The organism is Ruminococcus bovis (assembly GCF_005601135.1).
Classification (GTDB): domain Bacteria; phylum Bacillota; class Clostridia; order Oscillospirales; family Acutalibacteraceae; genus Ruminococcoides; species Ruminococcoides bovis.
The window spans coordinates 799643-825951 of the sequence record NZ_CP039381.1 but is presented as its reverse complement, the minus strand read 5'-3'; the positions used below and the strand labels follow the sequence as shown (position 1 = coordinate 825951).

20 protein-coding genes are annotated in these 26309 nt (G+C 35.2%); 13 read left to right on the top strand and 7 right to left on the bottom strand.

Translation table 11 applies throughout. The annotated features are described in order from the left end of the window. Positions 1–14: 14 nt before the first annotated feature. The 8 genes from metF to secA all read left to right on the top strand — a co-directional run bounded on the left by metF (position 15) and on the right by secA (position 14282). Positions 15–881 carry a methylenetetrahydrofolate reductase [NAD(P)H] gene (gene metF, locus E5Z56_RS03965; RefSeq protein WP_138156629.1) on the top strand — a complete coding sequence of 289 codons (867 nt, stop codon included), beginning with the start codon at positions 15–17 and terminating at the stop codon, positions 879–881. Further along, complete coding sequence (locus tag E5Z56_RS03960; protein WP_138156628.1) at positions 878–1510, top strand: vitamin B12 dependent-methionine synthase activation domain-containing protein; 633 nt, start codon at positions 878–880, stop codon at positions 1508–1510. Before metF ends, E5Z56_RS03960 begins: the two co-directional genes overlap by 4 nt. Then, entirely contained in the window at positions 1510–3870 is a 2361-nt protein-coding gene (locus tag E5Z56_RS03955; protein ID WP_138156627.1) for a homocysteine S-methyltransferase family protein, read from the top strand. The genes E5Z56_RS03960 and E5Z56_RS03955 overlap by 1 nt, the downstream gene beginning before the upstream one ends. Positions 3871–4071: 201 nt before the next feature. Then, a complete protein-coding gene (locus E5Z56_RS03950) occupies positions 4072–5973 on the top strand; it encodes a polysaccharide biosynthesis protein (protein WP_138156626.1) in 1902 nt (633 codons plus the stop codon). Between the two features lie 28 nt (positions 5974–6001). Further along, positions 6002–7831: a glutamine--fructose-6-phosphate transaminase (isomerizing) gene (gene glmS / locus E5Z56_RS03945; protein WP_138156625.1), complete on the top strand. Its 1830-nt coding sequence runs from the start codon at positions 6002–6004 to the stop codon at positions 7829–7831. A gap of 105 nt (positions 7832–7936) precedes the next feature. Further along, a complete protein-coding gene (locus tag E5Z56_RS03940) occupies positions 7937–9712 on the top strand; it encodes an FtsW/RodA/SpoVE family cell cycle protein (RefSeq protein WP_138156624.1) in 1776 nt (591 codons plus the stop codon). A gap of 39 nt (positions 9713–9751) precedes the next feature. Then, positions 9752–11179 carry a penicillin-binding transpeptidase domain-containing protein gene (locus E5Z56_RS03935; protein WP_138156623.1) on the top strand — a complete coding sequence of 476 codons (1428 nt, stop codon included), beginning with the start codon at positions 9752–9754 and terminating at the stop codon, positions 11177–11179. A 226-nt stretch (positions 11180–11405) separates the two neighbouring features. Further along, positions 11406–14282 (top strand): preprotein translocase subunit SecA, encoded by a 2877-nt coding sequence (gene secA / locus E5Z56_RS03930; RefSeq protein ID WP_138156622.1) that lies wholly within the window; start codon positions 11406–11408, stop codon positions 14280–14282. Positions 14283–14474: 192 nt separating this feature from the next. On the opposite strand, the gene E5Z56_RS03925 is transcribed toward secA, so the two are convergent. Genes E5Z56_RS03925 through E5Z56_RS03915 form a run of 3 tightly spaced genes read right to left on the bottom strand, consistent with a single transcriptional unit; the run spans position 14475 to position 16933 of the window. Beyond that, positions 14475–14753, bottom strand: coding sequence for a hypothetical protein (locus E5Z56_RS03925; protein ID WP_138156621.1), 279 nt, complete (start codon positions 14751–14753; stop codon positions 14475–14477). Next, a complete protein-coding gene (rsmA, locus tag E5Z56_RS03920; protein WP_138156620.1) occupies positions 14740–15612 on the bottom strand; it encodes a 16S rRNA (adenine(1518)-N(6)/adenine(1519)-N(6))-dimethyltransferase RsmA in 873 nt (290 codons plus the stop codon). Before rsmA ends, E5Z56_RS03925 begins: the two co-directional genes overlap by 14 nt. Position 15613: 1 nt before the next feature. Beyond that, the gene (locus tag E5Z56_RS03915; protein WP_138156619.1) at positions 15614–16933 is read right to left on the bottom strand and encodes an RsmB/NOP family class I SAM-dependent RNA methyltransferase; all 1320 of its coding nucleotides are present in this window, start codon (positions 16931–16933) and stop codon (positions 15614–15616) included. A gap of 53 nt (positions 16934–16986) precedes the next feature. Between E5Z56_RS03915 and E5Z56_RS11650 the strand changes: the two genes are divergently transcribed. Continuing rightward, on the top strand, positions 16987–17151 hold the full coding sequence (locus E5Z56_RS11650; protein WP_022504740.1) for a hypothetical protein: 165 nt from the start codon (positions 16987–16989) through the stop codon (positions 17149–17151). 109 nt (positions 17152–17260) lie between these two features. On the opposite strand, the gene E5Z56_RS03910 is transcribed toward E5Z56_RS11650, so the two are convergent. Continuing rightward, a complete protein-coding gene (locus E5Z56_RS03910; protein WP_138156618.1) occupies positions 17261–17800 on the bottom strand; it encodes an N-acetylmuramoyl-L-alanine amidase family protein in 540 nt (179 codons plus the stop codon). Between the two features lie 144 nt (positions 17801–17944). On the opposite strand from E5Z56_RS03910, the gene E5Z56_RS03905 reads away from it, so the two are divergent. From E5Z56_RS03905 to E5Z56_RS03890, 4 genes are all read left to right on the top strand, one after another. Beyond that, positions 17945–18346, top strand: a complete 402-nt coding sequence (locus tag E5Z56_RS03905; RefSeq protein WP_138156617.1) for a Fur family transcriptional regulator — start codon at positions 17945–17947, stop codon at positions 18344–18346. A 30-nt stretch (positions 18347–18376) separates the two neighbouring features. After that, positions 18377–18919 (top strand): NADH peroxidase, encoded by a 543-nt coding sequence (locus E5Z56_RS03900; RefSeq protein WP_138156616.1) that lies wholly within the window; start codon positions 18377–18379, stop codon positions 18917–18919. Between the two features lie 898 nt (positions 18920–19817). Continuing rightward, a complete protein-coding gene (locus tag E5Z56_RS03895) occupies positions 19818–21242 on the top strand; it encodes an Ig-like domain-containing protein (protein ID WP_138156615.1) in 1425 nt (474 codons plus the stop codon). 130 nt (positions 21243–21372) lie between these two features. Beyond that, complete coding sequence (locus E5Z56_RS03890; RefSeq protein WP_138156614.1) at positions 21373–22254, top strand: hypothetical protein; 882 nt, start codon at positions 21373–21375, stop codon at positions 22252–22254. Positions 22255–23153: 899 nt separating this feature from the next. On the opposite strand, the gene E5Z56_RS03885 is transcribed toward E5Z56_RS03890, so the two are convergent. The 3 genes from E5Z56_RS03885 to E5Z56_RS03875 all read right to left on the bottom strand — a co-directional run bounded on the left by E5Z56_RS03885 (position 23154) and on the right by E5Z56_RS03875 (position 26134). Further along, positions 23154–23726 carry a GNAT family N-acetyltransferase gene (locus tag E5Z56_RS03885; protein WP_138156613.1) on the bottom strand — a complete coding sequence of 191 codons (573 nt, stop codon included), beginning with the start codon at positions 23724–23726 and terminating at the stop codon, positions 23154–23156. Positions 23727–23790: 64 nt separating this feature from the next. Further along, complete coding sequence (locus E5Z56_RS03880; protein WP_232842478.1) at positions 23791–25473, bottom strand: HAMP domain-containing sensor histidine kinase; 1683 nt, start codon at positions 25471–25473, stop codon at positions 23791–23793. Further along, positions 25460–26134, bottom strand: coding sequence for a response regulator transcription factor (locus E5Z56_RS03875; protein ID WP_022505278.1), 675 nt, complete (start codon positions 26132–26134; stop codon positions 25460–25462). Before E5Z56_RS03875 ends, E5Z56_RS03880 begins: the two co-directional genes overlap by 14 nt. Positions 26135–26309: the final 175 nt, after the last annotated feature.

Sequence of the window (26309 nt, the reverse complement as noted above, 5' to 3'; positions counted from 1 at the left end):
ATAGAGGTATAATTATGAAACTAAGTAACTTATATACAAAGGCTAAAGAAGAGGGAAAGACAGTATTATCATTTGAAGTTTTCCCACCTAAAAAGACAAGTGGCATCGAAACAGTTTATAAAGCACTTGATGAACTTGCTAAGATGAATCCGGCTTATATTTCTGTTACATATGGTGCCGGTGGTACTGAGGCTAACAATACTGCTATTATTGCCGAGAAAGTAAAGTCACTTGGTGTTGAACCACTTGCACATTTAACTTGTGTTAACAACGACAGAGTTTCTGTAGAAAAGGAACTTGATGAATTTAAGTCAAAGGGCATTGAAAATATCCTTGCTTTAAGAGGTGACATTGTTCCCGGTATTGAGCCAAAGAAGGACTTTTTACACGCAAGTGACTTGTGTAGTTATATTAAGGCAAGAGGTGACTTTGAACTTGCCGGTGCTTGTTATCCTGAAGTACATATGGAAGCAAAGGATATGGTTGAAGATATTAAGAACCTAAAGCATAAGGTTGAATGTGGTGCAGAACACCTAATTTCTCAGTTATTCTTTGACAATGAAGTGTTCTATAAATTCCAAGATATGGCTAGATGTGCCGGTATTGATGTACCTATTGCGGCCGGTATTATGCCTGTAACAAATACAAAGCAGATTCAGAGAATGGTATCAATGTGTGGAGCAAGTCTTCCGGCTAACTTCTCAAGAATTATGCAGAAGTATGAGAATAATCCGGAGGCTCTTCGTGATGCCGGTATTGCTTATGCAATTCAGCAGATTATTGACTTAATTGCAAACGGTGTTGACGGTATTCACCTATACACAATGAACAATCCTTATGTAGCCGGAAAAATTACAGAAGCAATTGGAAGTATGTTATGATAACATTATCGAATTTAAATAGGTCAGAGGCACTTCGTTATATGGGGGCTAAAGCACTTAACCCTGACAAAATGACAAGTGACATTATGGATGAAGTGGAAAATGAACTGTTAAAGGTTTGCAGACCTGCATATACCTTTACAGAAATTCCAAAGGATAGTCCGGCACTTGGTGGCAATGACATTAAGAAAGTTGTAGCAGAAAGCGAGAAGGTCTTGCTTATTGCTGCAACTTTAGGCATATATGTAGAAAAACTTTTGAGGAAAACTCAGATAACCGATATGGCAAAGGCTGTTGTAGTTGATTCAATGGCATCTGTTGCTATTGAACAGTTTATGGATAAGATTGAGGATGAACTAAAGGAAAGATACAAAGGTCTTTACTTTACCAACAGATTCAGTCCCGGTTATGGGGATTATCCTCTTGAAAAACAAAGAGAAGTTGTTAAAATCTTAAATACAGAGAAAAAGTTGGGACTAAGCCTATCAGACAGTCTGTTGCTTAATCCTACTAAGTCTGTTACAGCAGTAATCGGACTAAATAAAAATGAAGTAAAGGGAAAAATCAACTGTACTTCAAAGTGTATGAAGTGTGGAAACAAGAATTGTCCATATAGAAGGGAGAACTAATGGATTTCAAAACATTACTACAAAAAGACTTTATTATATATGATGGTGGTATGGGTACAATGCTACAGGACAGAGGTCTTGAGATGGGTCATAACCCAAATGTACTTAATATTACTAATCCTGAAACTATTGTTGAAGTACACAGAGAATATGTAAATGCAGGTAGTGACATTATCTGTTCAAACACATTTTCTACCAACAAATATAAATTGGAAGATACAGGCTATGGTGTTAAGGAAGTTGTAAAGGCTGCCCTTGATTGTACAGAAAAAGCAGTAGAAGGTACTGATGCTTTAGTAGCACTTGATATTGGTCCTATCGGTCAGCTACTTCAACCTAACGGTACTTTATCACCGGAAGAAGCATATGAAATTTTTAAGGAAATTGTTACTGCCGATGATAGATATGATGTTATTGCCATTGAAACAATGACAGACTTACTTGAAATGAAAACTGCACTTTTAGCTTGTAAAGAAAACAGTGACAAGCCTGTTCTTTGTACAATGAGTTTTGAAGAAAACGGAAGAACATTCCAGGGTGTTTCACCGGAAGCTATGATTCTTACACTAGAAGGACTAAAGGCTGATGCTATCGGTCTTAACTGTTCTTTAGGTCCTGACGAAATTGCTCCTATCCTAGAACGAATTTGTAATAAGTGTAATGTTCCTGTTATTGCAAAGCCAAATGCAGGACTTCCTGACCCAGTAACCAACACTTATACAATGGGTGCTGAAGAATTCGGTGAAAAACTTTCTGCACTTTCTAAGTTAGGTGTAAAGGTACTTGGTGGTTGTTGTGGTACAACTCCTGAATATATTAAGTGCCTAAAGGAAGATTTAAAGAACTATAAATATGAAAAAAATGTTCACCCATATGTAACTGCAGTTTCTTCCGGTACTACTGTAGTGGAAATCAATCAGCCAAGAATTATCGGTGAAAGAATCAACCCTACAGGTAAAAAGTTATTTAAACAAGCACTTGTAAATAATGATATGGACTATATCTTAGGTCAGGCTATCAGTCAGCAAGAAGACGGTGCTGAAATTCTTGATATTAATGTAGGTCATCCTGAAATTGACGAAAAAGAAATGATGGTTAAGGTTGTTAAAGCAGTACAAGGTGTTGTTGACTTACCACTTCAGCTTGACTCAACAAAACCTGAGGTTCTTGAAGCCGGACTTAGAGCATATAACGGTAGAGCAATTGTAAACTCTGTAAACGGTGAAGAAAAGTCTTTAACAGAGATTTTACCTATTGTTGCAAAGTACGGTGCATCTGTTGTAGGTCTAACCCTTGATGAAGACGGTATTCCTGAAACGACCGAAAAGCGTGTTGAAATTGCAGAAAGAATTATTAAGAGAGCAACTGCCCTAGGCATTAGAGAAGAAGATATTTACATTGACTGTCTGACACTTACTGTTTCTGCTCAGCAAAGTGGTGCAGTACAAACCCTTGACGCTATTGAAATTGTTAAGAGTAAATACAAGGTAAAGACAGTTCTTGGTGTTAGTAATATTTCATTCGGTTTACCTCACAGACCTTTGCTTAACCAAACATTCCTAACAATGGCTATGGAAAAAGGTCTTGACTTGCCGATTATCAATCCTAGTGTATTCGGTATGGCAGGTGCAGTCAGAGCCTTTAGAGTGCTAAAAGGTTTTGACCAAGAAAGCCGTGACTTTATTGAAAAGTACAGTGACTATGTAATTGAAACAGTTAAGGATAGTCACGAAATGACTTTAACTCATGCAGTTATGAAAGGCTTAAAGAAAGAATGTCACGATATTACTGCAAAGAAACTTGAAGATACTGACCCTATGGAAATTATCGACAAGGAGCTTATTCCGGCACTTGATAAGGTTGGTGACCTTTTTGAACAAGGTAAAGTTTTCTTACCGGGACTACTTTCATCAGCTACTGCAGCACAACAGGCATTTGAGATTATTAAGGAAAAGTTAGCTTCATCAAATGAAGAAAGTATATCAAAGGGTAAAATTATCCTAGCTACTGTTAAGGGCGATATTCACGATATTGGTAAAAATATTGTTAAGGTATTGCTTGAAAACTACGGTTATGATGTAATTGACCTTGGCAGAGATGTTGAACCGGCACTTGTTGTTGAAACTGCAGTAAAAGAAAATGTTAAGCTTGTTGGGCTTTCTGCACTAATGACAACAACTTTAAAGAGTATGGAAGACACAATTGCACTTATCAGAAAAACACCTGAACTAAAGGATACAGCAGTTTTAGTAGGTGGTGCTGTGCTTACCGAAGAATATGCTAAGAAGATTGATGCCGATTATTACTGCAAAACTGCTGCTATTTCAGTAGAAACTGCCAATAAGTTTTTTGGTAATTAAAACATAAACAACGCATAAACATTTTATGTAGCAAATGTTTTAAAAACTTTATATCATATATGAACAAATTATTATCACTGTATTAACATATGTATAGAAAAAATCACTTTACATTGACTTTACTTGCCAATAGTAATATAATTTATCTATGGAGTGCCTTTATGTGAGTTGAGGTTTAGAGGGGACTTCGGAGAGGTAAATATGCGAGTTTCAAATTTTAACTTTAGAAAAGTGATGCTACTTATTGTTGATGCAGTGATTATTTCAATTTGTGGCGTTATATCAAACTTTATTTTACAAGTATTAAATTTCCAAACAGGATTTAGAAGTATTGTGGAAACACCTTATGTTGTTGTTTCTATACTTATAAATGTGATTATATGTATTTTCTGCTTGTTTATATGTGGTGCATATAACAAGGCTTGGAGATACTTTAACGCAAAGGACTATCTGTCTTGCCTTATTGGTATGGTAGCCGGTGTTGCTTTAAGTGCATTAGTCCTTTCTTTAAGATACAATTCATTTAACTATGTTCTTCCATATACACTTATCAGTGGTGGACTTTCAGTAGTTGGTGTTGTATTATTCAGATTGATTTTTAAGAGAGCATTTATTAAGATTAATGATGCCGGTGCTATTGATGTAGGAGAAAGAACCCTTATTGTTGGTGCAGGTAATGCCGGTAAAATTATTCTTGAAGATATTTTCAACGCAAAGCAAGACTCAAATAACCCATCAAAATCAATTTTCCCTGTAGGTTTTGTTGATGATGACAGACTAAAGCAGGACAATGTTATTAGCAGTGTTAGAGTTTTGGGACAAACTACCGATATTCCTGATATTTGTGAAAAAGAAAATATTTCACTTATTATCTTTGCTATTCCTTCTTGTGAAGAAGAAGAAAGAAAGAGAATTCTTGATATTTGTTCTAAGACAAAGTGTAAAATCAAGATTATTCCTTATATTTCAAAGCTGCTGTTTGACGAAAATGAAGACGGTACAAGACTATTAAACCAAGTTAAGGATATTAGGATTGAAGATTTACTTGGCAGACCACCTATTACATTTGATAAGTCATCAATCAAAACTTTAGTTGAAGGCAAGGTTTGTATGATTACCGGTGGCGGTGGTTCTATCGGTTCTGAACTTGTAAGACAAATTGCACAATATAACCCTAAGAGAATTGTTATAGTTGACATATACGAAAATAACGCATATGATATACAACAAGAATTACGCCTTGAATATGGCGATAAAGTAAACCTTGATACAATTATTGCTTCTGTTAGAGATTATGACAAGATGGAACAGATTTTTGCTCAGGAAAGACCTGACCTTGTGTGGCACGCAGCTGCTCATAAGCATGTTCCACTTATGGAAACAGTTCCTTGTGAAGCAATTAAGAATAATATTTTCGGTACATATAATGTTGCAAGACTTGCACAGAAATACGGTGTTAAGAGATTTGTAATGATTAGTACTGATAAAGCAGTAAACCCTACTAATGTTATGGGTGCAACAAAAAGATGTTGCGAAATGATTATTCAGTATATGAGCCAAAACACAACAGGTACAGACTTTGTAACAACTCGTTTCGGTAATGTACTTGGAAGTAACGGTTCGGTTATTCCTATTTTTAGAAGACAAATTGAAAACGGTAAGCCTATTACCGTAACTCACCCTGATATTATCAGATACTTTATGACAATACCTGAGGCTGTATCCCTTGTACTTCAAGCTGCAAGTATGGCTAAAGGTGGAGAAATCTTTGTACTTGATATGGGTGAACCTGTTAAGATAACAACTCTTGCTGAAAATCTATGTAGAATGTACGGCAAGATTCCTTATAAAGATGTTGAAATTAAGTTCACAGGTCTTCGTCCCGGTGAAAAGTTATTTGAGGAACTTTTGATGGATGAAGAAGGACTTAAACAGACAGATAATGAAAAGATTTTCATTGGTAATCAGATTCACATTGACAAGGATAAGTTACTTCATTCACTTGATGAACTTAAGGAATGTGCAAGTGAAAATGATGATGATGAGGCTCTTAAGCTGTTGGCTGAGATTGTGCCAACTTTCAACCATCAAACAAACAAATAATTAATTTTAAGTATTGGAGAAAAAATATATGTGTGGTATTGTAGGTTATGTAGGACCTAGAGATTGTAGTGATGTGCTTGTTTCAGCTTTAACAAGACTTGAGTACAGAGGCTACGATTCTGCCGGTATTGCTGTTTTTGAAAATGGCAAGATTGAAGTTGCTAAGACTAAAGGCAGACTAAAAGATTTATCAGAAAAAATGGAGAGAGAGGGTAAGCCCCTTGGTCATGCCGGTATCGGTCATACTCGTTGGGCTACTCACGGTCAGCCTTCTGACATTAACAGTCACCCTCATTCCGGTAAGAGAGTAACTATCGTACATAACGGTATTATTGAAAATTATATTGAACTAAAGGACTATCTACTAAAGAAAGGCAGAACTTTCCTTTCCGAAACAGATACTGAGGTTGTAGCTCAGCTCCTTGACTATAAGTACAACGGTGATCCTATTGATACAATTCACAATGTTATCCGTATGCTAAAGGGTAGCTTTGCTTTTGGTATTGTGTTTGCAGATTATCCTGATGTTGTATATGCAGTCAGAAGAGAAAGTCCTTTGATTGTCGGTATCGGTGAAGAGAAGAAAGAATGTTTCATTGCTTCTGATGTACCTGCAATTCTAAACTATACTAAGAAGTATTACCTAATGGACCATGATGAAATTGTTAAGCTTTCTCATGATGGTGTTGAGTTCTTTGACAGTCATATGCTACCTGTTACTAAGGAACTTCAAGAGGCTGATTGGGATATGGATGCTGCCGAAAAGGGTGGCTACCCACACTTTATGATTAAGGAAATCCACGAACAGCCTGACTCAATTAAGAGAACTATTATTCCTAGAATTGTAAACGGTATGCCTGATTTATCTGAATGTGGCATTACTGTTGAAAAGCTAAGAGAATTTAAGAATATCCACATTGTAGCTTGTGGTACTGCTATGCATGCCGGTATGGTTGGTAAGTATGTTATTGAGCAACTTGCAAGAGTTCCGGTTAATGTTGATATTGCTTCGGAATTTAGATACAGAAACCCACTTGTTGGTGAAGGCGACCTTGTAATTATTATTTCTCAAAGTGGTGAAACTGCCGACAGTAAAGCAGCAATGGCACTTGCTAAGGAATATGGTGCAAAGACACTTGCTATTGTAAATGCAAAGGGTAGCTCAATTGCAAGAGAGGCTGATATGCTTATCTATACTCATGCAGGTCCTGAAATTGCCGTTGCGTCTACAAAGGCTTATATGGTGCAGATTGCAGTTATGTATCTGTTTGCTTTCCAACTTGCTTTTGCAAAGGGCAAGATTACTGAAGAAGAATGTAAGTCACTTGTTTCTTCTTTGCTAGAAGTTCCTGATAAAGTTAAGGAAACACTGGACAAGGTTATGGATGATTGTCAGTATGTTGGCAGTACTTTAATCAATGCCGATAGTCTACTATATATAGGTAGAGGTCTTGACTATACACTTTCTATGGAAGGTTCACTAAAGCTAAAGGAAATTTCTTATATCCATAGCGAAAGCTATGCAGCAGGTGAACTAAAGCATGGTACAATTTCTCTGATTACTAAGGATATGCCTGTTATTGCAGTTGCAACTCAGAACCAACTTCTTGAAAAGACAATTTCCAATGTTAAGGAAGTTAAGGCAAGAGGTGCTTATGTTATCCTTATTTGTGATGAAGATAACACATTTGGTGAGGATGTAGCTGACCAGATTATCCAAGTACCTAAGTTTAGAGAAGAACTTATGCCTATGCTTGCTATTGTTCCACTTCAGCTTATCGCTTACTATACTGCTTTATCAAGAGGTAACGATATTGATAAACCAAGAAACCTTGCAAAGTCAGTAACAGTTGAATAAGAATTTTTTAGGTCGGGAATAGGTTAAGTCTAGTCCCGACTTATGTTATTTGTTGACAATTTTTAAGAATGATGTATAATAACCACAAGGAGAGGTGGTGCATTAATGAGCTTTCAGTGGCTACTAGATACCGGTGTAGTTGCAGTCAGAGTGGTACTTCCACTATATGCACTGGTAATTATTTATTCAATTTTTGCATCAATGCGTCGTCACAGACGACCACAAAAACCACTGCTTACTTTACATAATGTAGAAACCGGTGAGAAAATTCCGGTTCTGTTTTGGGAAAATTCTATCGGTAGAAGTAGAGGCAGTGATATAAGGGTTAACGACCCTGCCGTTTCCAGAGATCATTGTATTCTTTTGCGTAGACAAGAGGGTTGGATGATTACCGATGTTGGCAGTACACAGGGTACTTATGTTAACGGTGAAAAAATAGTCAGTAACGGCAGAGAGAGAAAGTTATCTTTCTTTGCAAGTATTATCGACTCAGTAAAAAGTAATATTCAAAAGGGGATCAAGGCAGTAGATGATACTACTGTTAACCGTACCAAACTTTTGATTGGTGATGAAATTCAAGTTGGCTCAAACCTGTTCAGAGTTGAACGAGGTGACGAGTATATTGAGCCTATTAAACCAAATAGATTTATGGGAAAAATCAGCAATAAGCCTTCTATGAAACAGTATAAGCTTATGATTATGATTACTATTTTTCATTTTCTAATGGCTATAGAGGCATCATGGGATTATTATGATAAAGACTTAATGCCATTTGTTTATTGTGGTGTTTTCTCAATTATCGGTTGGGTACTGTTCTTTGTATCCAGCAATATTCTAAAGAGAACTAACTTTGAGTTAGAGGCTTTGGGACTTTTCTTGACGGGACTTGGACTGATGTTGCAAGTTCGGCAAGAGGCAAAAATGTCTATTGTAACTATTGTAACTGCTGTTGCAGGTATAATAGGATTTATGATAATTGTTAAGTTGCTTGAAAAACCTGATTGGGTTCAGCGTTTCCGTTTTTGGGGAATGATTTGTGCCGTAGGTTTACTAGGACTTAACCTTGTATTTGGTACTGTACAGAACGGTGCTGCTAACTGGATTTCTGTTGGTGGTATTTCAATTCAGCCATCAGAAATTGCAAAGATTCTTTATATCTTTGTAGGTGCCGGTACTCTTGACTCAATTATGACAAGAAGAAATAAAATTGAGTTTATCATTTTCTCAGCAATTTGTGTTGGTGAACTTGCCCTAATGGGTGACTTTGGTACTGCACTTATTTTCTTTGCTACATTCCTATTTGTTGCGTTTATGCGTTCCGGTGATATTAAGACAATTTTACTTGCACTTGGTACTGCCGGTGGTGGTGGTGCTTTGATACTAAAGATTAAGCCATATATTGCAAAGAGATTTAAAACTTGGGGACATGCCATTGAGTATGCCTCAGATGGTGGCTTCCAACAGGCCCATGTGCTAACTTATTTAGCATCAGGTGGACTTTTTGGTGTTGGTATCGGTAACGGCTTTTTGAAGTATGTATTTGCTTCCGAAAGTGACCTTGTATTTGGTATTGTTTGTGAAGAACTTGGCATAATCGTAGGCTTTGTCCTTATTATTGCAATTCTTTGTCTAGCAATTTATACAAGAGATATTGCCACAAGAAGTAGAAGTACATTTTATTCTATTTCTGCTTGTTGTGCTGCCGGTTTATTTATTGTGCAGATGTCACTTAATGTTTTTGGTGCAACAGATATTTTGCCACTAACAGGTGTTACATTCCCATTTGTATCAGCCGGTGGTTCTTCAATGATTTCTTGTTGGGGACTTTTGGCATTTATCAAGGCAGCAGACGAAAGAACTTATTCTCAGAAACGAGGATAAATTTATTTGATTATTTAGTTAAAGGAGGAATTGTATCCGATGAAAAGAACATTACGCAGAAGTGGTATGATATTTATTGTTGTGCTGCTTATTATCGGTGGATTAGGATACCTTTCCTATAGAATATTCTTTAATCAAAACACTTGGATTAATATGGCATATAACCGTCATATTTCTTCTGATGGTGGTTTAACTCAGGCAGGTACTATTACAGATAGAAACGGTGTTGAACTTGCAAAGTCGGTTAACGGTAAGAGACAGTACAACGATGACGAAAATGTCAGAGAAAGTATGCTTCATATTGTTGGTGACGATACAATCAACATTGGTACATCTATTCAGTCAATGTACCGTATGAGCCTAACAGGTTACAGTCCATTATTTGGTCTTGGTCTGCCATCATCACTAAAGGCCAACAGTGATATGCGTCTAACTGTTGATGCAACAGTTAATTCGGCAGTACATCAGGCTTTTGGTGACAAAACAGGTTCTTGTGTTGTGTTTAACTACAAAACAGGTGAGATACTGTGCGATGTATCAACACCTTCATATGACCCTAACGCACCACCTACAATTACCGAAGATAACCAGGATGACTACAAGGGTATCTATATTGATAACTCTGTAAGTAGTACATATACTCCCGGTTCTATCTTCAAGATTGTAACAACTGCCGCTGCACTAAAGTACATTGACGATATTGATACTCGTACCTGGGAATGTGCCGGTGTAGAAAAAATCGGTGGTGATGACGATAGTAGTGAGGTTTACTGTAATGACGGTGAGGCTCACGGTACAGAAACTTTAGCACAAGCACTTGGTAATTCTTGTAACATTGTTTTTGCTGAGATTGCTACAGAGCTTGGTAAAGAAAAAATGACTGAAGTTGCCAACGAAATGGGTATTAACGGCTCATTCTCTATTGGTGATATTCCTATAAAAGACGGCAGTTATGATGTTAGTAAAGCAAGTAAGAACCAACTTGCATGGTCAGGTGTGGGTCAGTATACCGACCTTGTAAACCCTATGCAAATGGCTATTATTTGTTCAGCTATTGCAAATGACGGTAAACCTGTTTTACCATATTTGCTAGGTAGTGACGAAAGCATTTTAACTTCACTTCATATTACAACCGGTGGTGGCACAGGTAGTAGAATGATGGACAGCTCTGTTGCAAAGAAAATTGCAGAAATGATGCGTAACAATGTTCAGAACTACTACGGTGACGGTAGTTTTCCGGATGGTCTTGAAGTTGCAGCTAAGACAGGTACAGGTGAAACTGTAAAGTCAGATAGCTCAAGTAGTGACAAGAACAACGCTTGGACAATCGGTTATTGTCAGAACAAGGATTACCCACTTGCCTTTGCAGCAGTTGTAAGTGATGTTGAGGGTTATGGCTCTACTAACGCTATTCCTATTCTAAATACAGCACTGTCTGCTTGTATGTCTTCTATGGATAAAAAGTAATTCTTTACAAGAAGTCGTTAAAGTTTTTGTATAAAAATAATAGATTTTTCTATATGCGACCTCTTGCAAATTAAGATATACAATATTTGATATAAATAATTGTGTTATAAATATTATTAAGGGGAAGTATTTGTGTACTTTCCCTTTATTTTTTGTAATTACTATGCTATAATATAACCTATAATCGGAAATTATAGGCAAATTTCTAAATAAAGGATGAGAAAAAATGAACATACTTAGAAAAATGTTTGGCTCTTACAGTAAGAAAGAGTTGAAGAGAGTAGAACCTATCACACAGAAGGTACTTGCTCTTGAAGAAAAATATACAAATATGTCTGAAGAAGAACTAAAGAATCAGACTACAGTTCTTAAAGAAAGACTTGCTAACGGTGAAACAACTGACGATATTCTACCTGATGCATTTGCTACTTGTAGAGAAGCATCATGGCGTGTACTTGGTATGAAGCACTTCCCTGTACAGATTACCGGTGGTATTATTCTACACCAAGGTAGAATTGCTGAAATGAAAACAGGTGAAGGTAAAACTTTGGTTGCTACACTTCCTGCTTACCTAAATGCCCTAACAGGTGAAGGTGTTCATGTTGTTACAGTCAACGATTACCTAGCTACTCGAGATAGTGAATGGATGGGTAAGGTATATAGATACCTAGGCTTAACAGTAGGTCTTATTACTCAAGATATGGACAACGATACAAGAAAAGAAATGTATGGTTGTGACATTACATACGGTACAAATAACCAGCTAGGCTTTGACTATCTTCGTGACAATATGGTTGTTTATAAAGAAGATAAGGTTCAGCGTGGTCATGCATTTGCAATCGTGGATGAAGTTGACTCAATCCTTATTGATGAAGCCAGAACTCCACTTATTATTTCAGGTCAAGGTGACAAGTCAACTGACCTATACACAAGAGCAGATAAGTTTGCTAAGACTCTAAAGAAATATGTATTTACAGAAGTTGACGCTAAGGAAGATAAAGAAGACTTCTATGCTGAAAACAACATTGACTACATTGTTGATGAAAAAGCTAAGACAGCTACACTAACTCAGGTTGGTGTTAAGAAAGCTGAAGAATTCTTTAACCTAGAAAACCTAACTGACCCTGACAACCTAACAATTCAGCACCATATTAATCAGGCTATCAAGGCTAACGGTGTTATGAAGAATGAAGTTGACTACATCGTAAAAGACGGTGAAATCATTATCGTTGATGAATTTACAGGTCGTCAGATGATTGGTAGAAGATATAACGAAGGTCTACACCAGGCTATTGAAGCTAAGGAAGGTGTAGAAGTTCAGAATGAAAGCAAAACACTTGCTACAATTACATTCCAGAACTACTTCCGTCTATACAAGAAACTTTCCGGTATGACAGGTACTGCTCTTACAGAAGAACAGGAATTCCAGGAAATTTACAAACTTGATGTTGTTGAAGTTCCAACAAACAAACCTCTATTGCGTAAGGATTTACCTGACCTAATCTTCCCAACAGAACAGGGTAAGTTCCATGCAATTATTGAAGATATTATTAAGTGCCACGAAAAGGGACAGCCTGTTCTGGTTGGTACAGTATCAATCGAAAAGTCAGAATTACTATCAAAGATGCTAAAGAAGCGTGGCATTAAGCACAATGTTCTAAATGCTAAGCATCACGAAAAAGAAGCTGAAATCGTTGCTCAGGCAGGTAAACTTGGTGCAGTTACTATTGCTACTAATATGGCCGGTCGTGGTACTGATATTATGCTTGGTGGTAATGCTGAATATATGGCTAAGACTCAGATGAAGAAGATGAAGTTCTCTGAAGAACTTATTGCTGAGGCTGATGCTTATTCTGAAACAGATGATAAGGATATTCTATTTGCAAGAAATACATTTAAAGAACTTCTTGACGAATATAAAGATGAAATCAGTGAAGAAGCTGAGAAGGTTCGTGAAGCCGGTGGCCTTTACATTATGGGTACAGAAAGACACGAATCTCGCCGTATCGACAACCAGTTAAGAGGTCGTGCAGGTCGTCAAGGTGATCCGGGTACTTCAAGATTCTATCTATCAACAGAAGATGACCTAATGCGTCTATTCGGTGGGGATAGAATGAAGTCAATTATGAGCACACTAAAAGTTTCTGACGATACTCCTATTGAAAACAAGATGCTTACAAACATTATTGAATCTTCACAGGAAAAGGTTGAAGCAAGAAACTTTGGTATTCGTAAGAATGTTCTACAGTATGATGATGTTATGAACAAGCAGAGAGAAATCATTTACGGTCAGAGAGATCAGGTTCTTAATGGCGAAAATGTTCATGATGACATTATCAAGATGCTAAAGGATACAATTGAAGAAAATGTTAGCCTATATGTAAATGACCATATTCTTCGTGAATCTTGGAACTTGTCTTCACTAAAGGAAACTTACAAGTGGTTAGTTCCTGATAAGGACTTCCTAGTATTTACAGGTGATGAACTTGATAAGCTAGACAAGAAGGATATTATTGAACTTATCACAAACAAGGCTCTTGACTTGTACAAGGAAAATGAAGAAGTGCTTGATGCTGAAACAATGGAAGAAATGGAAAGAGTTTATCTTCTAAAGTCAGTTGATACACATTGGATGGATCACATTGATGCTATGGAACAGTTAAAGCAGTCAATTTACCTAGCATCATACGGTCAGAAAGACCCTGTTGTTGAATACAAACTTGTTGGTTTCGATATGTTTGACGAAATGATTGCAGCAATTCGTGAAGATACAGTAAAACTTTGCCTACTTCAGCCAAAGAGAATTGCAAGAGTTAAGGCTCAGCAAGAAGAAATGGCTAGAATTCGTGAAGAAGAAGAAAAGAAAGCAGCAGAGGCTCACCAGGTTCTACTTGATAAGCAGAGCAAAGCTCCAATGCCAAGCCCAATCAGCCTAGCACTAAAGAGAGAACAGGTAGCAGTACCAACTCAGGCAGGTGTTAGTGACAATGGTGAAAAGCCAAAGAGAAAGCCAATTGTTAAGAAAAATAAAGTTGGCAGAAACGACCCTTGTCCTTGTGGTTCAGGTAAGAAGTACAAGAAGTGCTGTGGCAGAAACGAATAATTTTTAATTCATTTTCTAATTAAAAACAAATAGCTTTATAGCAAAAAATTACACCACTTACCTTTCGGTAGGTGGTGTTTTTGTTACTCATTTTTCCTATGTTATTAACATTTTGAATCAAAATTGTGGAAAAATAAAAGGTGATGTACAATGTACACCACCAATATAACTTTTAATTTTATGTAATTATAATCAATCTACTTTCTTAACCTTACCACAGAACAGGAAGAAAAATCCCACAACTGCAACTAGGCAAGATGCCATACCTGAATATGTAGAAACATCATTAGGTTCTAGTGAAAATATTTTTAGACCGTCAATATTTCCAAGTGCAGTACAAGTGATTGAAAATATCAGTAGCAAAATGCTAAGTGAAAATAGCATTACACCAACTCGGAAAATCCAATTCCACTTTGTTTCTTTTTCTCTTTTTGTGAAAATTTTAAAAAATAGTGTTTTAATTTTCTCCATTGCAATACTCCGTATAGCAGTCTGTCAATCTGCCAAAATCTTCAAGTGAAAGTTTCTCTGCTCTAATGGACGGTGCAAGGTTTGCCTTTTCAATAAGACTGTTTGCATCTTGTTTAGAAATGCCTAAGCCTGATGAAAGACTGTTTGAAAGTGTCTTTCTACGCTGAGAAAAGCCTGCCTTTACTACCTTTCTAAAGTCCTTTTCATTCTTAACTTCAACATTAGGTTTGTCCGAAATATTTAGCTTAATAACTGCACTGTCAACATTAGGACTAGGCATAAATGAACCTCTTGAAACATTAAACAGAAATTCAGGTGTACTGTAATATGCCACAGCAACTGTTACTGCACCACTTTCTCTTGAACCTACCTTTGCAGTTAGTCTGTCTGCTGCCTCTTTCTGTACCATTACAGTTAGGGACTTTATCGGTAGCTTTTCTTCAAGAAACTTCATAATAATTGGGGAAGTAATGTAGTAAGGTAGGTTAGCACATACCACCACATCAAGACCGTTGAATTCTTCTTCAATTAGCTTTCTAACATCAATTTCCATAATGTCGCCACTGACTAATTTGAAGTTCTTGTGTTCTGCTAAAGTTTCAGCCAATACCTCCGGTAGCCTTTGGTCAAGCTCAACAGAAACAACCTTGTCTGCTCTTAAACAAAGTTCGTGAGTAAGTACACCGATACCCGGACCTACTTCCAGAACACCAACTCCACTATCTGCACCACATTCTTCTGCCATTCTAGGGCATACTGATGGGTTAACAAGGAAGTTCTGTCCCAGTCCTTTGCTAAAGGTAAAACCATGCCTACCTAAAATTTCTTTAATTGTACCAATGTTTGATAGTCCATTCATATTATAAATTCCTTAATCCCTTTGGATATTTGTTTTTTAGTGTGCCGTTACTTGCTTTGCCAAAGCCTGTAACAATGCCGTTTACTGCAACTGCTGTGTAACCCTTGGTTTCTTTAGGTACAGGAATTTCCTCACCATGTAGAAACTTTTTGATTTCTTCACTGTTAATATCAAGGTCAACATAGTTTTTGCAATCTTCTGTTTTACTTGCCATAAATGCACTATGACAAGGTTCAATTCTATTTTTCTTGATTTCACCTAGCAAGATACCTGCCCTTAGAACATTCAGTCCTTTAATGTTAGGCATATTGTTTGGCAATAGATAAATCTTATCCTTAATAACTTCTAGGTTACTGCCAAATGGTCTGTTATTAAAAATACTGTCGTAAAATTCAAGATACTTCTTTTCGTCTTTCGGCTTAGTATATTTGTATGGCTCTGTGTAGCCGTCATTTGCAGATGTTTTTCTAAGTCTGCAACAGAAGTGTCCCTCACCACCATCATTGATGAAAATTCTCTTTGCATATTTTAGGGTGTTTCTACCGTAAGTTTTGCCACTGTCTTCAATTACAAAGTTAGGATTTTCTTCAATAAACTTTGTGATAACACCCTCATTTTCTCGCTTATTGTATGTGCAAGTTGAATACACCAGCACACCCTTTTCTTTTAAACAGGTTTTTGCACTGTTTAAAATTTCTAATTGTCTAACACTACAAGTTACTGTGTGTTCGTAACTCCATTCTTGCTGAGCCTCATTGTCTTTACGGAACATTCCTTCCCCTGAACAAGGTGCATCAACTAGAATTTTATCAAAAAAGTTTGGTAACTTTTCTGCAATTACTGTTGGATGGTTTGAAGTTACAATTGCATTTTTAACACCCATTCTCTCTATATTAGAAAGGAGAATATTTGCTCTGCTTTTTATAATTTCATTACAAACTAAAAGCCCTTTGCCATTTAGCATAGATGCAATCTGTGTACTTTTGCCTCCCGGTGCTGAACACATATCAAGTACAAAGTCACCTTCTCCTACACCAAGCATAGGTACTGCCGATGTAGCTGATGGTTCTTGAATATAGAAAGCACCTGCATGATGAAGTGGATTTTTTCCAAGTCCTTTTTCTTCATTTGGATAGTAGTAACCGTTGTCACAGAAAGGTGTTTTCTTTAGTGGGAAGTTTAGAAGTGACTGTAATTTTTCACCGGTACATTTTAGGGTATTTACCCTTAAACCTTTGTATGGTTCTTCATTGTAGCATTTTAAAAATTCATCATAATCATCCGGTATTAAATTTTTTATTTCTTCAAAAAATTTTTCCATATGTATATTTCCTTTATATTTACAGATACTGTTTCTGTAAGGGAGGTGTTCTTATGAACAATAGATACAGACAGAATAACAATCAGAATCAGAACCAGAACAACAACCAGAACCAGAACAATAATCAAAATCAAAATAACAATCAGCAGAATCAGAACCAAAATCAGAACTGCCACAAAAATCAGTCTAACAATCGCAAGAACAATCAGAACATTTAATCTTAGCAATATGATTTTACATTTTAGCGTGTAGAAAGTTAATTCTACACGCTTATGTGCTGAATTTACATAATTATATTTTACCTTATTTTACGGTGTAAATCAATGTTTATTTAGGTTCTACAAATGGCACATTAAAATATTCTGCAACACTCATTGCAAGTACCCTAGCAATGTTTCCAATGTTATCCCTAATCCATTGTGCATCTTGACGGTTATCGTGATAAGCAACTTCAATCAGCACACTAGGGGCTTTTGTCTGTCTGACTTCACCTAAAGATGTAGTAGGAATAATCTCTACACTTCTAGGGTAAATGGTTTTGTAGTTTCTTGCTATGATTTCAGCAAACCTTTTGCCATTAACGGAAGTAGGGTAGTAGTAAATATCTGCACCTGTATTTTGTCCTTTCACACTTTTAGGAGAGGCGTTACTGTGTATTGCAAGGTGTAGGTCATAGTTGCCACTGTTGCTTTGTGCAATAACCTGTCGCACATTATCGGTAGGGTTATTGCGAACAAAATTAATGCCTGATGCATAAAGGTAAGGTTCCATTGCATCAGCAATAAGGTTCATATAATATTCTTCATTGCCACCATCAACAAATGGATTGAATTCTTGTGTTGAGGGACTTAAAAATAAAGTAGGCATAAAAACACTCCTTTTCTGTTATCTTTAAAGTTTATGAAAAAAATTTAAAAAAATTACTAAAAAGGTCTTTACAAATCAAAAACTTTGTGCTAATATAATATCAAATCAGTAATGATTATCAATTTTATAGATAGGAGGGTGTTTATGAGAAGAAACTTTAGTGCTAAGCGTCAAGCTATTTATGATATGCTTATAAATAGAACTGATCATCCATCAGCTACTCAGATTTATGAGGACCTAAAGGAAGATTATCCTGACCTTAGCCTTGGTACTGTTTATCGCAATATCTCACTTTTTAAGGATGAGAAAATGGCAATTTCTGTTTGCTCCCTAAACGGTGAAGAAAGAATAGACGGTAACACTACACCTCATACACATCTGGTATGCACCTATTGTGGTAAGATTACTGACTTATTCACAAACGATGTTGGCACAAGAAACAATGTTGTAGGGGATGGCTTTATAATAGAGAAAAGAGCTATCACTTACTATGGCAGATGTAGAGAATGTGACAATCGTTTAAAAAGTAAAAACATAGAAAATTAAAATTTATATTATCTTAGGAGGAAAATTATTATGGCAAAATGGGTTTGTGCAGTATGCGGTTATGTTCACGAAGGTCCTGAACCACCGGAAAAGTGCCCACAGTGTAACGCACCGGCATCAAAGTTTAATGAACTAAAGGAAGGTGCAGGTTTCGCTTGTGAACATCAGGTAGGCATTATTGACGGTGTTTCAGAAGATATTATTGCAGATTTGAGAGCTAACTTTAACGGTGAATGTTCTGAAGTAGGTATGTACCTAGCAATGGCAAGAGTTGCTGATAGAGAAGGCTATCCTGAAATCTCAGCAGCATTTACAAAGTATGCTTTTGAAGAAGCTGAACATGCAGCAAAGTTTGCTGAAATTCTTGGTGAAGTTGTAACAGACTCTACAAAGAAAAATCTACAGTTAAGAGCAGAAGCTGAAGCAGGTGCTTGTGAAGGTAAGCTAGACCTTGCAGTTAGAGCAAAGAAAGCTAACCTAGACGCAATCCACGATACAGTTCACGAAATGGCTAAGGATGAAGCTAGACATGGTGCAGGTTTCCAAGGTCTGCTAAAGAGATATTTCGGCTAATTTCTTAATATCAATATTATAAAATTAAGGCTAGTTACTTATAGTAACTAGCCTTTTTGTGTGGTGGAAGTTTGTAAATTAGGGTTTGTAGTGCTAAATGTAAAGTGTTAAATTTTAGCAAAATTTTGGCTCACAGTCGTAGGGGCGAACAGTGTTCGCCCGTTTAATAGTAAAATGTTTTATGTAACTTAGTCCTATGTAAAAACTAGAAATTATCACTTGCTACACAGGGCAAAATACCTATATATATTGCTAATTTGCTCGGTCCAACAGTGTTGGACCCTACAACGGTAACTCATAATTTTTCTTATATTTTATAGTTAGAAATAAAGGAAAGTTTCAGTTATGATGATATTTTAAACAAGTTTAAAATATCAACCACTCCTTCCGTCTTTGCATACGCAAAGCCACCTCCCTCAGCGAGGGAGGCAACAAGGTATGTACAATTTCTTTAATTATGTACAAATTTATAAGTTTGTACATATTATGCTTGGCTCCCTCAGACGAGGGAGCTGTCGATTGTAAATTGACGGTACGGCAATTTACCTTTTATAAATCGACTGAAGGAGGGATAAAACTATAAATTAGATGAATTATTCGGTTACTATCTAATTAACCTACATTACATAAACAACTTTACAAACCTTAATTTATCTTTACCCACAGACAAAATTGAAAAAACCTAATTTACAGAATTGATTAATCTTTCCTAACAATCAAAATTAAAAAAATAAACACATTAAATAATAATGTTTTATAAAATTTATAGGATTAATGTTATATGTTATTGTGTACAAATAAAACAGGAATAATTTGTATATTTTTTGTGCTAGAACACAAAATATAATTATGCTAAAATAGAACTATAATAGTATGAGAATTTGGAGGTTTTTTAGTTATGAAAATCAAAAAATTTACAAGTATTTTATTATCAGCACTAATGATTAGCTCAGTATCTGTAGGGGTAACTGCAAAGGAAATTAGTTCTAAAGATTACGAAAAACCTAATAGCACTGTAATACCTACGGAAACTGTAGTTGAAGAAACTACAAATGACAAGGGTGAAACCAGTGATGTAACCTATAAAGGTGGTATATATGACGGTCCTGATAGTGGTAACAAAGTAAGGTATTATTTCGCTATGCCGAAAGATTGGAAAACATTTACTAATGCAAAGGCTTGTGCCTATTGGTGGGACGGTACAGATAAATGTGCAAATTGGCAAAACTCATATCAAATGAAGGCAACACCTATTACAAAGGATAATGGTACAAAGGTTTACTATATTGATGTTTCTGTTGATGTTAGAAATATTGTATTTAACAATGGTATTGATGTTGGTACTAAGAGTGGTGACTATACTTCTCTAAATTGGGGAAGGTCATACCAAACCGACAATATTTCTCTTGAAGGATATGCACCGGATGAAAGCAGTGTTTTCCCTGAAGGTATAGATAGTTTTAACAACCTTGTTTATGTTATTGATACCGATGATACTTCTATTAATGATAAGAACGGTTCAGTTATTTTTGGTGGTGGATGGTACTACCTTCATGCTGATGGTAATTGGGATGATAAGGCCGGTTCTCAGTATGAACTGGAAAGTGTAAATGTTAAGTTAAACAAAAATCTATTATCACTAAATTTATCAGACAAAAAGACCTACTCATTAAAAGCAAGTATTAAGAATAAAAGATTTGACACAAAAGTAAAGTGGTCTTCAAGTGATGAAAAAGTTGTTAAAGTAGATGAAAACGGTGTTGTTACTGCAGTTGGTTATGGTCAAGCAATAATCTCAGTATCTGTCCATAATCCCGGGGAATCATTTATTAAGTCGGATAAATGTATTGTCAATGTTGTAAAGCCAATAGTTAAGAAAACAAGCATTAGTCTTTCAAAATCAACTGTAAGTTTGTATGTGAAAGGAACAACAACTGTTAAGCCTGTTGTAAAGAATGGTGTTGGCAAAACTACATTTAAAAGTAACAATACTAAAATTGCTAAAGTAGATAATAACGGCAAGATTACTGCATTGAAAGTTGGTAAAGCTAAGGTTACAGTAACCAATAATAAAGTTTCTAAAGTCTTTACCGTTATAGTTAAAACACCAAAACTAAACAAAACTAAGATTACACTAAATGTTAAGAAATCATATACATTAAAGGTAGTGGGAAAAGTAGGTAAAGCAACATTTACTTCATCAAATAAAAAGGTAGCAACAGTTAATTCTGTAGGTAAAATCATCCCTAAGAAAAAGGGTAATGCAACAATTACCGTAAAGACCAATGGTGTTACTTTAAAGTGTAGTGTTGTGGTTAAATAAGCAAAAAACCGTAGGAGTTTTGTACTTCTACGGTTATTTTTATAAAATTAAAAAATATTTTAAATTTTTGCAACAGTTATTGTTTTTCAAAAGTATTATTAATAAAAGAGAAAAAATTCTGGAGGTTAATATGAAGAAGATAATAGTGCTTTTATTGGTAACTTGTATGGTGCTTTTTGTGGGATGTAGTGAAAATAAAAATACTGAAACAAAAAGTACAACTACAAAACCAACTGAAACTACAACAAAACCAACTGTTAAAACATCACTGACTAAAGAAGAAAAAGAGACAATCAAATTAAACAAAAAGAATTTTCAAAGCAATAAAGAAATGGATGTTTGTGCTGATATGATATATTATTATTTATATGTTGATGGTATGGAGGAAGATGTAATCGTTAATCATTATGATAAAGAGTTGCCTACAGTATCAACTAAGAATATTAAAGTAACTACATACAAACTAAGTGACAGTAATAAAAAATACCACAACTATCTAATTGCTAATTTGCATAACAATGGCAAAGAAAATTTAATAGTGAGAATGTATGTTGAATTTTTAGATAGTAACGGTGAGATTATGGGTTCTGATTTACAAACTGTCAAAACCCTTAGTTCAAAAAGTGATTATCCTTTACGATTTACCGGTAAATATAAGTTTGAGAATTTTCGATATACACTAAAGGAATATAATACTGATGGTATTAATGTTGGAAAATTAATCGAAAGTAAAATCACTAAGAATAAAAATGTAATTTCACTAAAGGCAACTAATAAAAGTGATGGATGTGATGTAATATATACTACTGTTGCAGTTATGTTGTTTGATAATGGTAGGCTGGTTGATTTTCTTGATGGTGCTATTGGTGAAGACCATTTTTCCGGTATGGATTACGGTTTGCAACTTACGGAAAATAATTCAGCAACTAAAATTTTTTATAGTAGTAAAAAGTACGATACTGCAAAAGTGTATTTTGATGGTTATGCCCAATATATGGGTAATGTAAGTTAAAGATAAATGTCAAAATAATCGGCAAAACTAATTGATAAAATAATTGCAAAATAATCGGCAAAACTAATTGATAAAATAATTGCAAGATAATCGGTAAAACTAATTGATAAAATAAATTGTAAAATAATTGATAAAAGTAATTGATAAAAATTTGCAAATATGAATGACAAATAAAACCGTAGATGTTATCGTAACTTCTACGGTTTTTTTATGTTTTAGTTTATAATATGTGTTGTATTCCGGTATGCGAAATATGGATTGTTAAAAAAATAATTTTTCAATTTTTCTGCGTATATAGATAGGTTAGTTTAATAAATTTGGGTTTGTGGGTGTGAATTATAGCAAAATTTTGGCTTACAGATGTAGGGGCGAACACTGTTCGCCCGTTTAATAGTAAAATGTTTTATGTAACTTAGTCCTATGTAGAAACTAAAAATTATAACTTACCATATAGGGCAAAGTACCTATATAAAGGTTAGTTTGTAACGGGACATCAATGATGTCCCCTACACCTGTAACTCATAATTTTTCTTATATTTTATAGTTAGAAATAGAGGAAAGTTTCAGCTATGATGATATTTTAAACAAGTTTAAAATATCAATCACTCCTTCCGTCACCATTCGGTGACACCTCCCTCAGCGAGGGAGGCAACTAGGTCTGTACAATTTCTTTTTTGTGTACAAACTTACAAATTTGTACATATTACGCTTGGCTTCCTCAGACGAGGAAGCTGTCATTCGTGAATTGCAAAGCAATTCACCTTTTAAAGAATGACTGAAGGAGGGAAAAACTATAAATTAGATGTATTAATCGGTTGCTATCTAAATCAACCTTTATTACATAATCAGCCTCACAAACCCTAATTTGTAGTACTAATCCATAAAAACAAAAATCAAAATTAATCATCCCTAGGTTCGACATAGATTCTTTTATAAAACAGGTTATAGAAGATTTTGCCGAAGAAGTTTTTATTTAGGCAGAAGAATTCTTGTTCGGTAACGGTTTTATTATCCTTATTGTAGCCTAGCATATCATAGGTAACTGACTGTTCTGTCATTGTAAAGTTAAGGTCATAAAAACCGTTTTTGGTGTAGAAATTCTTTCTTCTGATTCTTTCATCAATGTTAGGTGCGTTTTGGTCAAGTTGTTCTATGGCTAACAAAATTTTGTAATCTTTGTACTTTTCTTTTAATGCTGAAAGAAAAGCTGAACCGTAGCCTTTGCCTCTTTGCTTTTCATCAATAGCAAAGAAAAATAAATAAGCAGTATCCTTGTATGTAGCAACATATGCCAAACCTACAAAGTCCTTTTTGTCATAAATACTGTAAAAGTCTGCTGACTTTTTTCTGCTTAACAGTTTCATCATCCAATATGGAAGTTGTTCATCTTTTGGAAAAGCTGAGAAGTACAGTTCCTCTACTTTATTTTTACTTTCCTTTGATATGTTGTATTTTCTTAATCTTAAATTCATAATATCCTCTTGTTAAAATGAAAAATGACTCCGAAGAGCCATTTCCCATTTTATTTTCATTATTTTATTCCGGTGAGTCTGCTATTTCAAGTTCAAACCAGAAGTTACTTCCTTCACCAACAACACTCTTAACACCATAATGTGCATTGTGTCTGTCAAGAACATTCTTAACAATTGAAAGTCCTAAGCCTGTACCTACAACAGAACTCTTGTGTTCTTTATCGACCTTGTAGTATCTGTCCCAAATATTTTCCAAATGTTCTTGGTCAATACCTTCACCATGGTCAATAACTTCAATAAGTACATTTTTGTCTTTTCTTGATTGACGAACAATAATATGTTTGTCTGTTCTTGAATAGTTAATTGCGTTGTTAACTAGGTTGTAAATTACCTGACTTATCTTGCTATAGTCAGCATTTACATAAATATCTTCATCATATTCAAAGTCTAGGGTGTAACCCTCTTGTTCCTTTAGCTTGTTGTAGCGTTGGAACATTTCTTTGATTAATGTTGTAATTGAGAAAACTTCCTTGTTAATTTCTGTTGCACCTGACTGTAGCTTTGAAATATCAAGTAAGTCTGTTACAAGCATATTCAGTCTGTTAGCTTCATCAATAATAATTTGGATATTTTCAGGAGTGTTTTCTCCCGGTAAATCCCTCATTACTTCACCGTAACCTGTAATCATAGTCAATGGTGTTCTTAGGTCATGGCTAATGTTAGCAATAAGTTCTCTCTGTAAAGAATCAACTTTCTTTAATTCCGTTGCTGCATAGTTTAGGGTGTTGTTCAGTTCGGTAACTTCAAGGTATCCTGTGCTGTTAAACTGAACATCATAATCTTTGTTAGCAAGTTTTAGTGCTGACTTTGTTGTGTCGGTAATAGGCTTGCTAATCTTTCTTGCTGCAACAATAGCAATAAATACACCGATAAACAGTAAGATAAATGTAACAGTTACAAGTTGGTATCTTAATGTGTTTACAACACTGTCTACAGGTGAACTTTGTGAAGTGATAATCAGCATATAGTCATTGTTACTGTCATCATCAAACAGTGAAGTATATACAACACCTTTGGTGTTTAACTTATCCATTGGTGGTGTGTGACCTTTGATTTTGTGGAGTAGGTCATTTTCACTGTTTTCTTCTTCATCAATGTATCGTGTATAGGTTTTGTCATCACTTGCTTTAGCTTGGCTATAGTAGTTATATGGACTTTCGCCTTTTATTAGCTGATTGGTGCTAAATGATACATACTGTCTGTGAGTAATTGAGCTGTTGTTATCACTTTCGTTACTATCGGAATTTTTATTTGATGAACTGTTATCTGAAGATTTTTTGTCAGATGAATTTTTATCGGAACTGTCAGAACTTTTTGAACTACTTGAATTACTATCATTTGATGAACTGCTTGAACTGTCATAAATCATAATTTTCATAAATGATTTATCGGTAGAATAAACAGGTCTTACTGTAGAATCTGTAGTGTCATAAACATAAATCATAACATCATTTTGTTCTGCTAAGTTCTCTACCAATGTAGTAATGTTATTTGAATTAATATTTTCTTCTATTGATGATGCACATTTCTTAACTTGATTTACCCTAACCTTGCTATATACACTTCTAAAGCAAACTGTTTGGAAAACCCACAATAAAACCAGCATTATCAAAGAGAAAAGTACAAACCACAACAATATTTTGTAATGTAGTGGTAGGGAAGACATTTTGCTCTTAAACTGTGTCAAACCTGTAGCCAACTCCTCTCAGAGTAACAATGCACTTGCTATATTCACCTAGGCTTTTTCTAAGTAGTTTAATGTGAGTATCCAGAGTTCTGTCATCACCAAAGAAGTCATAACCCCATACTTCTGAGATTAGCTTTTCTCTTGTTAGGGCAATACCTTTGTTCTTAACCATATAGAAGAATAGTTCATATTCCTTAGGTGTCATATCAATTCTTTCACCGTTAACAGTAACAATTCTTGCAGTAAAGTCAACAACAAGGTTCTCATACTTAAACACATCCTGACTAGGAGTGTCAGCACCGTTACTTCTCTTTAGCACTGCGTTAACTCTCATCATTAGCTCCTTAGGTGAGAATGGCTTAACAACATAGTCGTCAATTCCAAGTTCAAAACCATGAATCTTGTCATATTCTTCACCTCTTGCAGAAAGCATAATAATTGGTGTGTTGCAATGCTTACGGATTTCTTTACAAGCAGAAAAACCATCAAGCTCAGGCATCATTACATCCATAATAATTATATCAAATGTTTCTTTGTTGCAAATTTCAATAGCAGACATACCGTCAACTGCCTCAGTTACTTTATGACCTTCAAAATTTGCATATTTCTTAATAATCTCTCTAATTCTAAATTCGTCATCAACTACTAAAATCTTACTCATAATATGACCCTCACTTTCTTTAATTATAGAATAAAATCTAAATGTGATGATTTTATGTTGAAAATCTTAATATTTTCTAATAGTATTTTCTACATTTTATCATATTTTCAAATCCTTTTAAAGGAAATATTGAAAAGTTAGAAAAATAAAGTTATAATAGGTTAATGTGGGTGAT